Here is a 13132-nt window from a genome sequence, read left to right on the forward strand (position 1 = left end):
CGCCTAGCCCACCCGGATGCGCGGATCGACGACGGCATAGAGGATGTCGGCCAGCAGCGAGCCGATCAGCACCATCGTCGCCGAGAACATCAGGATGCCCATCACCACGGGATAATCACGGTAGCCGATGGAATCGAGGAACAGCCGCCCCATGCCGGGCCAGGTGAACACGGTCTCGGCCACCAGCGCGCCGCCGAGCAGCGTCGGAAACTGCAGGCCCGCCACCGTGATCATCGGCAGCAGCGCGTTGCGCAGCGCATGCACGGTGAGGATGCGCCATTCCGGCATGCCCTTGGCCCGCGCGGTGCGGATGTAGTCCTGGTTGATCACCTCCAGCATCGAGGAGCGCATGAAGCGGCCCCACATCGCGGTCTCCACCAGCGCCAGCACCATCGCCGGCGCGATCAGATGGTGCAACAGGTCGAGAAAGGAGCCGTCGCCGACAGTCTGCCGGTTGCCGGCCGGCAGCCAGCCGAGCTTGACGGAGAACACGTAGATGGTGACGAGGCCGAACCAGAAGGTCGGGATCGACAGCGCGATCATGGCGCCGACGGTGGCCAGCGTGTCGAACAGCGAGTATCGCCGCAGCGCGCCAAGGATGCCGATCCAGCAGCCGAGCAGCACCGCGATGATCGTCGCCGTCGCCATCAGCTCCAGCGTGGCGCCGAGATGCGAGGAGACCACCGACAGCACCGCCTCGCCGTCGCGATAGGACTTGCCCCAATCGCCCCGCACCATACGGCCGAACCAGTCGAGATACTGGATCGGCAGCGGCCGATCGAGCCCGAGCTGTTTCGTGACGCGGTCGAGGTCCTCCTGCGTCATCTGCGCGGAGGCCGCGAACTGCGAGAGCGGACCGCCCGGCGCCAGATGCAGGATGGCAAAGCCGATCGCGGAGACGATCACCAGCAGCATGATCGCCTGCGCCAGGCGGTTGACGACGTATCGGGCCATCTCAGGCTGCCCAGCGAACCCTGTGCATCAGGCCCAGTACCATTCGCGCATGTTCCAGCTGTTGATCGACATGTTGATGTTGGGACGGAAGCCCTGCAGTCCTTCCTTCACGCCCTCGGCGATGAAGCCCTGGAACAGCGGCAGGATCGCGAGATCGTTGCGGATCAGCTTCTGCAGCTCGCCATAGGTCGCCTTGCGCTGCGCCAGGTCGAATTGCTTGGCGCCTTGCGCCAGCAGCCGGTCGGCCTCCGCGCTCTGATATTGATAGGTGTTGTAGCCGCGGCCGCCTTTGGCGGGAATGGCGCCGGAGCCGAAGCGCGGCGTCACGTCGGGGTCGCTGCCCAGCATGAAATTCACGCCGACGATCACCGAATTGAACTTCGATTGCTGCCAGAAGTCGCCCCAGATCACGGCCGCCGGCATGTTGTTGACGCGCATCGCCGCGCCGATCGCCCGCCAGTCCTGGATCAGGAGCTGCTGGCACTGTTCGCGCACGGCACTGCCCGCCGTCGTCGAGTTGGCGAACTCGAGCTTGACGCCGCCCTTCTCGCGAATGCCGCTGGAGCCGCGAACCCAGCCCGCGGCGTCGAGCAGCGCGTTGGCCTTTGCCGGATCGTATTTGTGCTGCGGCAAGCCCTGCTGAAACGACCAGGCCTGCTGCGGCACGAAGCTCTCGGTTTGCGTCGGCAGGCCGTAATAGAGCGCGTCGATGATCGCCTGCTTGTTGATGCCGAGATAGAGCGCCTCGCGCACGGCACGATCGGTGAAGGGGCCAAAATCCAGATTCGGCGCGATATGCTCGACCGAGGACGTCGAAGAGACGAAGATCTTGCGGCCCTTCAGCGTCTTCGCTTCCTGCACGAAGTTCGGCAAAATGCCCTGCAGGCCGGTGTAGTCGACCTGCCCGGTGCGGAACTGGGTGTAGAGCACGGTGAGATCAGGGATGTATTTGAAGACGACGCGTTCGACGTACGGCCCCTTGCCATGATAGCCGGCGTGGGCGTTCAACTGGATGTGGTCGCCGGGCACGCGCTCGCCCCAGCGAAACGGGCCGGTCCCGACGGGCGCGTTGTGGAACGGCGAGGCATTCGGATCGGACACCTTCTCCAGGATGTGCTTGGGCACGATGAAGGTGAACGACGCCAGGATCGACATATAGGGCGAATAGGGCGCTTCCATCCGCCAATGAATCTCGTCGGGCGCCACGACGGTGATGTCCTTGACGAGGCTGTGGCCGACCCGGCTGCGCGCGCGGAAAGCAGGATTGTTGATCAGCTCGATGGAGAACTTGACGTCCTCGGCCGTGAACGGCGTGCCGTCATGCCACTTCACGTCGCTGCGCAGCTTGATCTTCCAGGTCAGGCCGTCCGCCGACAGGCCGCCATTCTCGATCGTCGGCACCTCCCGCGCGAGGTCGGGGACGAATTTGCCGTCGGGCTCGATGAACCAGAGCGGCGAGAAAACCTGCCACCAGATGCCCTGGTCGACCTCGATGCCGGGCATCAGCGGATGAAAGACGGTCGGCTCCTGCGACAGCGCCGCGATCACCTGCCCGCGCGGCTTGTCCGGAGGATTGGTCGGGCGTTCGGTCTGCGCAAAGGCGTTACCTGACAGCGTCCATCCCGCCGCTGCGCCCGCGCCAAGCTGAAAGAACTGACGGCGATTCGGAATGCCGAGATGCAGTGCCGGGGCGCCGAGCTTGCCGGTGTCGTCTGCCATGACCCACTCTCCGTTTCCGCACGCGGCACCGTCTCCCGCGCCCCCGAGACCCCGGCAAAGGGACAGGAGTGGGCTTTAGTGCTTCTAAATTTTTCTCACAAAATTTCATCACGACTAAATACAGCTGTCAATCACATTGCTAGTATGCGCGACCTTTTCATTCCGACTGAAGCTTCGGACGCGATGGCCCGGGCTGAGATGATGCATGGGAGAGCGACATGGATGGTCGCGGCGATATGAACGGCACGAAAGAAGCTGCGGCGACCGAGACGGACGATGCGGTCGACCAGCGCCTCGGCGAGACCGTGCGGCTGCTGCGTCAGCGCGCCGGCCTGTCGATCCAGGACGTCGCCACCAAGACCGGCCTGTCCACCGGCATGATCAGTCAGCTCGAACGCGCGCGCGCCATGCCGTCGATCCGCACGCTGCGCCTGCTCAGCATCGCGCTCGACGTGCCCATCTCCTATTTCTTCGAGACCAGCGATCCCGCCGAAGCGCCGCCCTACATCGTGCGCAAGAACGCCAGGCGTCTGCTGCGGCTCACCGCCAGCGGCGTGGTCAAGGAAGCCCTCACCCCCGAAGGCAAAGGCCAGCTCGAGCTGTACGAGCTTACGCTCAATCCCGGCGCCTCCTCCGGCACTGACTTCCTGCAGCACACCGGCGAGAAGGCCGGCTACATCCTCGCGGGCAGCCTGCGGCTGTGGCTCGACAACCAGGCCCATGTGCTGGAAGCCGGCGACAGTTTTCGCTTTCCGAGCATCGTGCCGCACATGTTCGACAATCCGACCCAGCAGGCCGCGCGCGTGATCTGGGTGACGACGCTGCGGCAGACCGATACGCCCGCAGGTTGAGGCGGCCGCCGCCCGGCACCACCAGAAATTGCCCCTCGACGACGCCGCATTGAATCTGTAGCTCACGCGGGGCCGGAGTAATGTGGCGGGCGGACGTGGGGGTCCGTAACGGACGTCGTTGGTGTGAGACCATGAAACTCAGGGGGCTTCTGACACTCGCGATGGCCGCACAGGTCGTCGTGACCGCGGCGGCCCTCCTCGCCTCCCATGCCGTGTCCGGACCGGGCTTCGGCATGGCCCAGATCGCGGCCCTCATCGCAAGCGCCGCCGTTGCCGTTCTGCTCGCGCGCCTCTGCAACGGCGCGATCGAGAGATCGGAGGGGAAACACGCCCTCGCGCACGCGACCGAGCTGGCGCGCGCCCGCAGCGACAGCGCGCAAATGACGCAAGCCGTCATCAGGACCGCGCTCGATGCCTTCATCCAGATCGACGACAGCGGCACCGTGCTGGAGTGGAGCTTTCAGGCCGAGGCCCTGACCGGATGGACGCGCCAGGAGGCGCTCGGGGCCGACGTGGTCGACCTCATCGTCGCCGAGCCGCTGCGTGCCGCCTTCAGGCAGCGCATGGCGCGGCTGGTTCCGGAACTGTCGAACGCGCCGTCGGGCCTGCGCTTCGAGCTCACTTTGATCCACAGGAATGGCGACCAGATCCTGGCCGAGGCCTCCAGCACGGTGCTGCGGCTCGCAGGGCGCACCCTCATCAACACCTTCGTCCGGGACATCACCCAGAAGCGCGCTGCCGAGGAGCAGCTGGTGCAGTCGCAGAAGATGGAGGCGGTCGGCCAGCTCACCGGCGGCATCGCGCACGAGTTCAACAACATGCTCACGGTGATTACCGGCACGATCGAGATCCTCGCCGACGCCGTCAAGGACAACCCGCCGCTCGCGACCATTACCAAGCTGATCAGCGAGGCCGCCGATCGCGGCGCCGCGCTGACGTCGAGCCTGTTGTCCTTTGCCCGCAAGCAGGCGCTGCAGCCGGCCGATATCGACGTCAACGAGCTGCTGGAGGAGCTCGCAAAGCTGCTGCTGGCGACCTTCGACAAGAAGATCGAGATCGCGACCCGGCTCGACCGCAACGTCTGGCTCGCCTTCGCCGACCGTGGCCAGCTGAGCTCGGCACTGCTCAACCTCGCGATCAACGCTCGCGACGCCATGCTGGACGGCGGCAGGCTGACGCTGACGACGCGCAACGTCGTGTTCGGCGTGCGCGAGGCCGTCGCGGTCGGCGCCGGCTATGCCGGCGACTATGTCGAGATCGAGATTGCCGACACCGGCACGGGCATTCCGCAGGCCATCCTGGAGCGCATCTTCGATCCGTTCTTCTCCACCAAGGAGGTCGGCAAGGGAACCGGCCTCGGGCTCAGCATGGTGTTCGGCTTCGTCAAGCAGTCCGGCGGCGGCATCAAGGTCGCTTCCGAAGAAGGCCGCGGCACGATCTTCACGATCTATTTGCCGAAGGCGGAGGCGAGCGCGCTGCGCCCGACCGGCTATGACGATCGCAAGATCGTCGGCGGCAAGGAGACCGTGCTCTGCGTCGAAGACGACCACGACGTCCGCCAATACGTCACGGTCCAGCTCGAAGGCCTCGGCTACAAGGTCATCCCGGCCGCCAATGCGACCGAGGCGCTGGCGATCGCGGCAGAAGGCAGGCCATTCGACCTGCTCTTCACCGACATCGTGATGGCCGGCGGCATGAACGGGCGCGAGCTCGCCGAGCAGATGGTGGCGGCGCGGCCGTCACTGCGCGTGCTGTTCACGTCGGGCTACGCCTACGATTCGCTGCACGCGCAGGGACGCGCCACGATGGGCGCACCGCTCCTACGAAAGCCTTACCGCAAGGCCGAGCTCGCGCGCATGCTGCGCCGCTGCCTCGACACCGCCGTCGATTCCGCCGGCGACGCGATCCCGACGCCCTACTCGGTGCAGGCCGATGTCGAGGCTTTCTTGCGCAGGCAGGCGGCGGAAGACAGCGGCGAGCCACGATCGCGGGAGTAGCGGCCTCGCTTCAGCTCATCCTTCGCCGCAGCGTCGCCGACGGCGTCTCGCCGAATTTTTCGCGGTAGGCGCCGGCCATGCGGCCGAGATGGGTGAAGCCGAGATCGAAGGCGATGTCGGTGATGGAAGCATCGGGCGATGCTTGCGCAAGGCGGGCGTGCAGTCCGGCGAGGCGCATGTCGAGCAGCATCTGCGAGATCGACAGGCCGAAGTGACGGCGGAAGCCGAGCTGCAGCGCGCGGATGCCGATGCCGGAAGCGCAGGCGAGCTGCGCCAGATCGAGCGGCTCGCCGGCGTTGTCCGCCAGATGATCGCGCGCCGTGCGAAGCGCGCGCGGCAGCCGCTCGGCCCGTCCCGAGAAGGTGTGAATAGCATCCGACAGGCCGTGGCGCTGGCCATTGAGCAGATGATCGAGCAGAAGCTCTCGCCAGTCGGCCATCGCGACCGCTGACAGCCGGCCCGAAGGACCGAGACGCTCGGCGAGATTCATCAGCTCGGCGAGACTGCGCCGCAAAACCTGACCGGACGGTGCGTCCAAATCGATGACGGGATCGAACTCGATCGTGCCTGCCACCCTGCCCGACAGCGCCGCGGCGCGCTGCTCGACCATGCGGCGGTCGAGCAGCAGGATCGCCTGCGCGCAGTCGCGCCACATCATCCGCGTCGGGATCGTCGGCGACAGCAACGACGCCGTCCGCTCCGGCGCGGCCTCGAGCTCGGTGACGCCGGCGCGGATATGGGCCGTGCCCGCGAGCGGGATCTGCACCAGGAAGAAGCGCTCGAGGCAGCCGGGGTCGATGCCAACCGCTCCGCCATAGGCGACGTAGTTGATGGAAAAGCCGTCAAAGGCCGCGCAATTGTGCCGGGCCGAGAAGCCGGCGGCCCGCGCTGTTGCCGGCTTGAGGTCATGCGGGCAGAAGATGCGCCCGATCTCTTCGGCCGCTTCGTCGACATCGTCAGTGGTGACGCGGGCGAAATCCGCGAGCCGTTCGGCTGCGGACGCCCTTGCGGTCATTTCCAGCACGGCTGCGGACATCGTCGACCACGCTTCGCGTCACGGAATTGTTTTAAGCCTATAATAGTTCCCCGGACGCGAAAAGGGCGACGGCGGCGAAATCGTCATGCTGCAGGGCAACAGCGAGGAGCGGATTCGTTTAGCGGATAGACAGGCGCCCGTTGCTGGCTGAAGCTCCATCCCCGCCGGAATCCAATGGGAGCGCGCCATGACTGCACTCGAAAAAGGCATTACCGCTAACGGCACAGGCTACGGCGGCAAGAGCTGGAACATCCTGGGCCAGGTCTATTTCCCCAAGGCCGTCACCGATTCCACCTTCGCGTTCGAGACCAACAGCGATCCCGGCCAGTTCGTGCCGGTGCACATCCATCCGACCCAGGACGAGTTCATCCTGGTGCAGGAGGGCACGCTCGACCTCAAGCTCGACGGCGTCTGGGTCAAGGCTCACGCCGGCGATCTCGTGCGCATGCCGCGCGGCATCCCGCACGGCTATTTCAACAAGTCCGACAAGCCGTGCCGCGCGCTGTTCTGGGTCTCGCCGATGCAGAAGCTGGAGGCGCTGTTCAACCAGCTGCACAATCTGACCGACCCTGCCGAGGTCGTGCGCATCTCGGCGCTGCACGAGGTCGACTTCCTGCCGCCCGAAGCCAACGACTAGGCGAGAACTCTCCGTCCACTTTCATCTGCTTGCAGGTCCTACCGGCCGCGCCTTGCGGCCGAATGTGGCCGCTTGCGCGCGAAAACACATCGATTGCGAGCAAACTCATGGTCAGCCCCAAGCATGTCTGCGTGATCGGCGCCGGCGTCTCCGGCCTTGCCGCCGCCAAGGCGTTCTCTGCCCGCGGCCACCGCGTCACCATCGTCGAGCGCAGCTCGGATCTCGGCGGCGTCTGGGAGCCGGCACGCTCCTATCCTGACGTGCAGACGCAGAGCCCGAAGGAGCTCTACCGCTACACCGACCGCGCCATGCCGGACGCCTATCCGGAATGGCCGACCGGGCCGCAGGTCCACGCCTATCTCTCCGACTACGCCAGGAACTTCGGCCTCGACCGCATGCTGCGCCTCGACACCGAGGTCGCCGGCATGGCGCGGCGCGCCGACGGCAAGCCGGGGTGGACGCTCGCGCTGAAGAGCAAGAACGCCGCGACGAACGAGGATTTCGATTTCATTGCGGTCTGCACCGGGCAGTTCAACGAGCCGCGCGAGCTGCATTGCCCGGGCGAGGACGGCTTCCTCGCGCAAGGCGGCCAGATCCTGCATTCGTCGAAATACGGCGACCCGGCGCTGGCAAAGGGGCGCCGCGTAGTCGTGCTCGGCGGCTCGAAATCGGCGACAGACATCGCCGTCAACGCGGTGAAATCGGGCGCGCGCGAGGTCACCATCGTGATGCGCGAGCCGGTCTGGCGCATCCCTTATTTCATCGGCGGGCTCGTGAACTTCAAGCGCATCCTCTACATCCGCGCGCAGGAGGAGATGTTTCCGGGCTGGGGCATCAGTTCAATGGGACGGCTCGCGCACCGCATCGCCGCGCCGCTGGTGTGGGCGAATTGGCGCGGGCTGGAGAGCCTGCTGAAGGCGCAGCTCAAGCTCGGCCGCTGCAACATGGTGCCGAAGGAGCGGATCGAGGACGGCGTCAACTGCTCGGTGCCGATCGCAACGCCGGGCTTCTATCCCATGGTCGCCGACGGCCGCATCAAGGCGGTGTTCGGCACCTTTGATCATTATGACGGCGACAGCATCGTGATGAGCGGCGGCGAGCGCGTCGGCGCCGACGTCGCGGTGCTTGCGATCGGCTACAAGCTCGGCGTGCCGTTCCTGCCGGAGGCCTACAGGCAGAAGCTGGTCGATGCCGACGGGCAGTATCGGCTCTACCGCCTGATCGCCAACCCCGATCTGCCCGAGCTCGGCTTCGTCGGCTTCAACTCGTCGTTCTGCACCGTGCTCTGCGCCGATCTCGCCGCCAACTGGCTGGTGCGCTACGCCGACGGCCAGCTCGCCAACCAGCCGACGGCGAAGGCGATGCACGACAACATCGAGATGATGCTGCACTTCAAGCGCGTCGAGCGGCCGGCCGCGGGCGTCTATGGCGGCCTCTGCGTCGCGCCCTATCACTACCGTCATTTCGACGAGCTGATGGCCGACATCGGCGCGAAGCAGCAGAAGCGCGGCGGCCTTGCCGGACACTTCCAGCCGCCGGATGCGGATGCCTATGCGAAATTCCTGGCGACGGCGCCGGACTATCGGGCGGCGTGAGAACTGTCGGACTTCGGCAGCACCGACTCGAGATCGGAATCGATCACGTCGGCCGTGCGCTGATAATGCTGCTGGAGCAGTGCGACGGCTTCATCCGTCTTCCGGTCGAGCACGGCTTTCAGGATCTGCGCATGCTCGCTTCCGACCTTGCGGATCGGATAGGCCTTCGCGATCGACATCATGCGATAGCGGTAGAGCCGATCAGCGAGCTGCTCGCAGAAAGCCAGCAGCGGGCGTGAGCCGCATAGCCCGATCAGCGTGGCGTGGAAGGCGCGATGCGCCTTCTCCCAATCCGGATTGTCCTCGAACTTCGCCGGGTCGAGCGAGCGCGGCGTGCGGTCGAGCCGATGATGCGTGACGAGCAGGGCTTCCTCCCAGCCTTGAGTCGCATTCTGCATGGACTCCCGCAACGCCAGCCCCTCGACCCAACAGCGTGTCTTCGTCAGCTCCCGAAGCTCGTCCTTGCTGACCGGCTTCACGTAGAAGCCGCGCTGCTCCATGCCGACCACGAACTCCTCCGTGGTGAGGCGGTTGAGCGCCTCCCGTAGCGGGGTCTGGCCGACATTGTAGTGCTCCATCAAAAACCGCGACTGGAGCTTGCGCCCGGGCGCGAGCCGCGTGGTCAGAATGTCGGCCTTGAGGCGGGCGTAGATGCTCGTCGCCAGCGTCGCCGGCGGGTCGGTCTTCAGGCTGGACAGGTGAGAACTCATAGCGTGCCGTTGATTCATCTGCGCTTTTTGTACATCGCCCTGACCAAAGCCATAATTTATAAATTTCTGCTTTACTGGCAAGTTTGTATATATTATTTCTCGGCCAACAACAACCGGCTCGAGAGCGATGAGCGGCTGCTTCGGCGCGCGTCTCTGGGCTTTTCACGAGGAAACCGATGTACGATTTTCCGGTGATCGCGTTACGCAGCGTCGAGATCGCGACACCGCATCTCGGCGCCTCGGCAGATTTCTATCGGAAAGTCTGGGGGCTCGATTTTGCCGCGGAAGCCGACGGCACGATCTATCTGGCGGCAACCGGAGCGGACTTCCACGTCCTGGAATTGACGCAAGGCGACCGCGCCGCGCTACGCAAGATCTGTTTTCGCGTGCGTTCGCGCGAAGACCTCGATCGCCTGTTCGACCGCGCCCGCAAAGCTGCCTGCGAGATCATCGTCCCGCCCGGCCCGTCGCATGCGCCCGCCGGCGGCGAGCACTTCGTGATCTGCGAGCCGCAGGGCTGCTGCATCGAGTTCGTCCACGGCGACCACACCAAGACCGCGCGCATCCTGGCTGATCGTCCCGAGCGGCTCGCCCACGTCAACATCAACAGCGCCGACATCGAGAAGCTCTCAACCTTCTACCAGCAGGTACTCGGCTTCCGCCTGACCGACCGCTCGAAGCTGATGGCATTCCTGCGCTGCAACAGCGATCACCACGCCATCGTGCTCGCGGAGGCGCCGGTCAACGGACTCAATCACATTGCCTTCCTGATGCCGGACCTGGAATCGGTGATGCGCGGCTCCGGCCGCATGGTCGATCACGGCTTTCCGATCGGCTGGGGCGTCGGCCGGCACGGGCCCGGCGACAATGTGTTCGCGTATTTCGTCGATCCGACGGGGGTCGTGATCGAATACACCGCCGAAGTCCTCCAGGTCGACGACAGCTATCGGGCGAAGGGACCCGCCGAATGGGTCTGGCCGCCGGGGCGCACCGACCAATGGGGCATCGCACCCCCGAAGAGCGATGCCTGCAAGACCGCGCAGCTCGCCGTGCTGTTCGACGCGGGTCGCCGCGCATGACGATGTCCCCGGCCACCACGGATTACGACGTCCTCGTCGTCGGCTTCGGACCGACCGGTGCCGTCGCGACCGGGCTGCTCGGCCGTAACGGGCATCGCACGCTCGTCATCGATCGCCTCACCGACATCTACGACAAGCCACGCGCGATCGCGCTCGATCACGAGATATTCCGTCACTTCGATAATATGGGGGTTGCGGAGGCGATCGCGGCCTATGTCGAACCGTTCACCGCCTCCGAGCATTTTGGCACCGACGGCCAACTGATCCGTCGCATCGACATGATCGCAAAGCCCTACCCGCTCGGCTACACGCCGAGCATGGTGTTCAGCCAGCCACCGGTCGAGGCGGAACTGCGCCGCCACGCCACGGGATTTGCTAGCGTGCAGGCCGAGCTCGGCGTCGAGCTGACCGGTCTCGTGCAGCGCTCCGACCGCGTCGAGGCGACGCTGAAGGACGCAGGCGGACAATTACGGAGGGTGACAGCGCGCTATGTTCTCGGCTGCGACGGCGCCTCGAGCATGGTTCGCCAGATTGCCGGGATCGCGCTCGAAGACCTGATCTTCGACGAGCCCTGGCTCGTGGTCGACGTGCGGGTCAATCAGGCCGCGCTGGCAAAGCTGCCGCAGAACTCCGCGCAGTTCTGCAATCCGGCGCGGCCCGTCAGCTTCCTGATCGGCCCGAAGAACCATCGCCGCTGGGAGATCATGCTGCTGCCGGGCGAGGACCCCAGGCAGATGGAGCGGCCGGAGAACGTGTGGAAGCTGCTGGGGCCGTGGCTCGCGCCGGAGGACGGCGAGCTATGGCGCGCGGCGTCCTATCGCTTCCACGCCCTGGTGGCTTCCGAATGGCGCAACGGCCGCATCATCATCGCCGGCGATGCAGCACATCAGCAGCCGCCCTTCATCGGCCAGGGCATGTGCCAGGGCCTGCGCGATGCGACGAACCTGGCCTGGAAGCTCGATCGCGTGCTCAAGGGCGCCTCGCCGGACTCGCTGCTCGACAGCTACACGGCGGAGCGCAAGCAGCACGTGATCGAGCTGACCGGCAAGATCAAGGCAATCGGTCAGTCGATCTGCGAGCGTGATCCGGCGGCAGCGCGGCAACGCGACGCACGGATCCTGGCGGAAGGCGGCGGCAAACCGCTGACACTGACGCGGCAGGAGATCATCCCGCCGCTACGCGCAGGATTCTTGTCGGAGCGGGACGGCGCGGCACGGGGCACGCTGTTTCCGCAGCCACGAATCATGAATGGGCGCGAAGCGCGCCCGCTCGACCAAGTGACCGGACTGGGCCTGCGCGTCTTCATCGACGGCCGCAACGACACGTCCGCACTCGCCGCGCTCTGTGCGGCGTATCCGGACCTCCCCGCAGCGACCATTGCTCCGGCGGACAGCGGCCAACCCGGCACGCTGAAGGAAGCCGACGGCGTGCTTGCCGGCTGGTTCGACCGACACGGCGTCCTCGCCGCGATCGTCCGGCCCGATCACTACGTGTTTGGAACGGCGCGCAACGCGGACGAGCTCGACAGACTCTTGCGCGAGGTCAGCTCGCGCTTGCACGGCCATATCACGATCCGGATTTGAAGATGGAGAAGACAGCATGAAGCTCGCGACCGTTGCAATCGACGGACGGACCACCTGGGGCCTCGTCGAGGGCGACAATTTTCTCGATGTCGGCGCCGTGCTCGCCACCCGCTACGCCGATCTCAGGGCCGCCATCGCAGGTACCCTCGCGGGCGTCGCCGATGCGAAGTCCGTGGCGGCCGCCACGCCGCTTGCCGGGCTCAGCTGGCTGCCTGTTATTCCGAACCCCGACAAGATCCTGTGCGTCGGCCTGAACTACGAGACGCACCGGAAGGAAACCGGCCGCGCCGAGGTCGAGCATCCCACCATCTTCTCGCGCTATTCCAACAGCCAGACCGGACACCTCAGGCCCATCATCCGTCCGCGCGTCTCGACCGATCTCGACTTCGAGGGCGAGCTTGCGGTGATCATCGGCAAGGGCGGCCGCTACATCTCGCGCAACGAGGCGATGGGCCACGTCGCAGCCTATTCCTGCTACAACGACGGCAGCATCCGCGACTTCCAACGTCACACCCACCAGTTCACGCCAGGCAAGAATTTTCCTGATACCGGCGCATTCGGCCCGTGGATGATGACCCCGGACGAGCTCGGCGAGCTCGCCGAGCTGAAGCTCACCACCCGCCTCAACGGGCAGGTCGTGCAGGAAGCGCGGATCAAGCACATGATCTTCGATATCCCGCGGCAGATCGAATATTGCTCGACGTTCACCCGGCTCGAACCCGGTGACGTCATCGTCAGCGGCACGCCCGGCGGTGTCGGTGCCAAGCGTACGCCACCGCTCTGGATGAAGCCCGGCGACATCGTCGAGGTCGAGGTCGAGAAACTCGCCATCCTGCGCAATCCGGTCGCCGACGAGGCGACGTGAGCGATCCGCTCGACGGATCCTTACGTCCCGGCGGCGACGAGACTTGCCTCGCGCCGCCGCCGGGCCGACGCGCCTGAATTGAGACACACGAGCAAAAACCAATGAG

At 65.7% G+C, this 13132-nt stretch carries 11 protein-coding genes; 7 read left to right on the forward strand and 4 right to left on the reverse strand.

The annotated features are described in order from the left end of the window. Positions 1–3: 3 nt before the first annotated feature. Complete coding sequence (locus UNPF46_RS02720; RefSeq protein WP_097660374.1) at positions 4–954, reverse strand: ABC transporter permease; 951 nt, start codon at positions 952–954, stop codon at positions 4–6. 27 nt (positions 955–981) lie between these two features. Then, positions 982–2673, reverse strand: a complete 1692-nt coding sequence (locus UNPF46_RS02725; protein ID WP_100178384.1) for a peptide ABC transporter substrate-binding protein — start codon at positions 2671–2673, stop codon at positions 982–984. A gap of 218 nt (positions 2674–2891) precedes the next feature. On the opposite strand from UNPF46_RS02725, the gene UNPF46_RS02730 reads away from it, so the two are divergent. Then, on the forward strand, positions 2892–3524 hold the full coding sequence (locus UNPF46_RS02730) for a cupin domain-containing protein (RefSeq protein ID WP_142248947.1): 633 nt from the start codon (positions 2892–2894) through the stop codon (positions 3522–3524). Positions 3525–3655: 131 nt separating this feature from the next. Continuing rightward, positions 3656–5521 carry an ATP-binding protein gene (locus UNPF46_RS02735; RefSeq protein WP_142248948.1) on the forward strand — a complete coding sequence of 622 codons (1866 nt, stop codon included), beginning with the start codon at positions 3656–3658 and terminating at the stop codon, positions 5519–5521. A gap of 10 nt (positions 5522–5531) precedes the next feature. Here UNPF46_RS02735 and UNPF46_RS02740 read toward each other — a convergent pair whose 3' ends face one another. After that, positions 5532–6557 (reverse strand): AraC family transcriptional regulator, encoded by a 1026-nt coding sequence (locus UNPF46_RS02740; protein ID WP_100178381.1) that lies wholly within the window; start codon positions 6555–6557, stop codon positions 5532–5534. Positions 6558–6744: 187 nt separating this feature from the next. Between UNPF46_RS02740 and UNPF46_RS02745 the strand changes: the two genes are divergently transcribed. Continuing rightward, entirely contained in the window at positions 6745–7194 is a 450-nt protein-coding gene (locus UNPF46_RS02745) for a cupin domain-containing protein (RefSeq protein ID WP_057743125.1), read from the forward strand. Positions 7195–7301: 107 nt separating this feature from the next. Further along, positions 7302–8789: a flavin-containing monooxygenase gene (locus tag UNPF46_RS02750; protein ID WP_142248949.1), complete on the forward strand. Its 1488-nt coding sequence runs from the start codon at positions 7302–7304 to the stop codon at positions 8787–8789. Here UNPF46_RS02750 and UNPF46_RS02755 read toward each other — a convergent pair. After that, entirely contained in the window at positions 8774–9499 is a 726-nt protein-coding gene (locus UNPF46_RS02755; RefSeq protein ID WP_142248950.1) for a GntR family transcriptional regulator, read from the reverse strand. The two genes, UNPF46_RS02750 and UNPF46_RS02755, sit on opposite strands and share 16 nt — an antisense overlap. A 176-nt stretch (positions 9500–9675) precedes the next feature. Between UNPF46_RS02755 and UNPF46_RS02760 the strand changes: the two genes are divergently transcribed. The 3 genes from UNPF46_RS02760 to UNPF46_RS02770 are packed head-to-tail and all read left to right on the forward strand — an operon-like array spanning position 9676 to position 13026. Beyond that, complete coding sequence (locus tag UNPF46_RS02760; protein WP_100178379.1) at positions 9676–10578, forward strand: VOC family protein; 903 nt, start codon at positions 9676–9678, stop codon at positions 10576–10578. Beyond that, complete coding sequence (gene mhpA / locus UNPF46_RS02765) at positions 10575–12161, forward strand: bifunctional 3-(3-hydroxy-phenyl)propionate/3-hydroxycinnamic acid hydroxylase MhpA (RefSeq protein WP_246668581.1); 1587 nt, start codon at positions 10575–10577, stop codon at positions 12159–12161. Before UNPF46_RS02760 ends, mhpA begins: the two co-directional genes overlap by 4 nt. Before the next feature lie 16 nt (positions 12162–12177). Next, entirely contained in the window at positions 12178–13026 is an 849-nt protein-coding gene (locus UNPF46_RS02770) for a fumarylacetoacetate hydrolase family protein (protein WP_142248951.1), read from the forward strand. Positions 13027–13132: the final 106 nt, after the last annotated feature.

Origin of the sequence: Bradyrhizobium sp. UNPF46, from assembly GCF_006658625.1 — a bacterium.
Lineage (GTDB): Bacteria > Pseudomonadota > Alphaproteobacteria > Rhizobiales > Xanthobacteraceae > Bradyrhizobium > Bradyrhizobium nitroreducens.